The organism is Ramlibacter sp. (assembly GCF_050250995.1).
Taxonomy (GTDB): Bacteria; Pseudomonadota; Gammaproteobacteria; order Burkholderiales; family Burkholderiaceae_C; genus Ramlibacter.
Genome location: NZ_JBFWNP010000109.1, coordinates 1 through 2,555, shown reverse-complemented (window position 1 = coordinate 2,555; position 2,555 = coordinate 1). Strand labels below are relative to the sequence as shown.

General features: G+C 71.3%; 1 protein-coding gene. It reads right to left on the bottom strand.

The window, feature by feature from the left end:
* On the bottom strand, window positions 1-2,555 hold a 2,555-nt coding region (locus AB7E83_RS28165), incomplete at both ends, for a hypothetical protein (protein ID WP_428574855.1).

The window sequence follows — 2,555 nt, the reverse complement described above, 5'->3', positions numbered from 1 at the left end:
GCCCTTCCCGCTGGGCCGCCGCGGCCGATCGGGCCGCCGCAAGGCACGTGTCGACGTGGCCGCCAACAACGGCGGCGATAGTAGAAGCGTCGGTGGAACGTGCTGCGGTGTCACGAAGTTCGGCGAGGGCGGCGCGGACGTCGAGGTCGTCGGTGCCGAGGGGGATCCCGTGATAGTTGGTGAGTTGGTACTGTAGGTGGTGCGTTTCCGCCCACGCGCCAATGAAGGCGATGCGGGCGTACGTGGCGGCGCTGCGCACGCCGAACCCGCCCTGCGACAGCGGCAGGCGGAGTCGTGCCTCGACCGCGGCGCTGGGGGGAGCGCCAAGGGCGGCGGCGACGGCGACCGCCAGGGCGTCCTCGACCCGGCGAACGGCGTCGAGAGCGGGGGTGGAAGTGCGGCACACGTAGGTCGAGAGACCGTTGCCGCAGAAGAGCAAGGTGGAAGTCTTCTGATGAGGCTCATCGATCTGGCTGATGCGGCAGAATGTGTCCTTGGCCGCATCGGCGACGCGGTGCATGTGCGCCGTGGCCGCGCGGTCGCTCCCGACGGCCGCGCCCATGACCGTGGCTTGGCTCCATTCGCGATACGCGGAGCGCGGCAGGGCCCCGATCGCGCCCTCCAGCACCGCCCGCACTTCGTCGAGGGCGTCCAGGTTGCACGCCACGGTGAACTTGGCCGGCTGAAACTCGATGCCATACTTGCGCGCGATGGCGGCGAAGAACTTGAGGAACTTGGCCACGTCGCGAACGTCGCCCCCGTGGTTCCCGTCGTCCGCGAAGAAGCCATGGAGGTGGAGCCGCTCGATGACCCCCGGATGCTTCTCGCGGAACTCGCGAAGCGCTGCGTGTTGCGTCATCGCGTACAGCAGCGTTCCCAGCGGGCAGCCCTGCATCGCCCCCTCCTCGCTCGAAATGGTGGTCGACGCGTAGTAGAGCTTCTTGTGTGCGCTGTAGGCGGCAATCGTGTACTGGCCGAGGTCGGGAAGGTGGGCGCACGTTTCTCGTATGAACACCTCGCGCATCGCCTTGTTGAACGCGTTCATCACGTCGGTGCCCACGAGCACGTACAGGCGGTACTTGACCGGGTCGGACTGCCAGATGGCCACGACCCTGCGCGTGCCGTGTGCCAGCGCTTCGCCTCCTGAGCGGACGCCCACCGCCACCTGGTTGTACGCGAGGAGGTACTTCGCGGCGGGGTTGCGGTTTTTGCGCAGCAACGCGCGACCTGTGCAGCGGCGGAAGAGCTCGCCGCACGCGATGGGGCGAACGTCTGGCATCGGCGGCTTCTTGAGGAACGCGATCAGAGCGGCGCTGAACACCGCGTCGCGGGCGTCGTCTGGCAGGGCGTTCTCGACGATTTTCTGGAACAGCGGCGCGAGCCTCGCGCAGATCTCCGACCCCGGGCAGCGCGCCATCTGCTGGAGGGGGATGGTGCGCATGCCGCTCGGTCCCGGCGCCGAGTGGGCGTCCATGGCCATGATGCTCTGCAGTGTCAGCAGTGGCGTGAAGCGGGTGGTGGTGCGTGGCAGCTCCGGCGGCACGGCGGGCGGTGGCGCGGTGGGGTGCTTGTCGCGCAGCTGGCGGAGCGTAGCGTCGTTGGGAGGCGCTATTTTCGCGCCCTTGGTGGCGGCCGCTGCGCGGGAGGGCTGGCCGTCCGTGGCCAGCTGGAGGGCGCGACGCTTCGCTTGCTGCTTGACGACCGACGGCCCGTTGCCGATGCTGTGACGCAGCAGGGTGGGCACTTGCCCCCGCAGCTCCCCGTCCTCCCACAGTGCTGCGAGAGCTTCCGCGTTGCCTGCCGTCGCCGCCGCGGCTGCGGCGCGGTCGCCGGCGGGGTCGACGAGCAGGTCCGCTTCGTCCCCGGAGGCGTCTGAATCGCCCCCGGGCTGCGCTCCGCCATCCAGGGCCGCACCCGGCGGGGGCCGGCGCCGAGCCGCGCCGCCGGGCGCCGGCCGCTGGGCGTCAGCGTCGTCCTCGTCGTCTGCGGGCCGCACGGGCCCCTGCCTCGCCGCCGCGGTGCTCTTCGCGGCCTCCCACAACTCCACGTAGCCGTTGGGCGTGCGGAGCTGCGCGCAGCGCTGGCGGACCACCTGGGCGTTGGACTCCTCGGTGCGCCCGGGCCCCCGCGGCAGAGCGCCCATGACCAGCTTGGGGAATGCGTAGAGCAGCAGCCAGCCGAACTTCTCGGTGGCCGCGGCGTTGGCTAGGTCGCACACCCTGCCCAGGGCGTTGGACACAGTGCGAACCGTGTCGGCCCCGCCCGGGATGCACTTCAGCGTCGGCAGCCGCAGTCGGGCGACGGCGTCGAAGGTGAAGCCCGCCGGCACCGGGGAGTAGTGCGCCACTTCGGCGGCGCTGCGCTGCGCTGCAAGCCCGGCGAGCGCCGCCGAGGCGGCGGCAGCAGAGGTCGGTGCTGGGCCAGGCGGCTGCGCGAGTGCGGGCGGCCGCGCCAGGTCGGCGTCGATTCGGCCCTCGAACAGCTCCCGCTGCGCTGCGAGGCGGTCGTCCAGGGCGATGGTGGCTGGCGCGCGGGTGTCGCCGCCGGTCATGGCC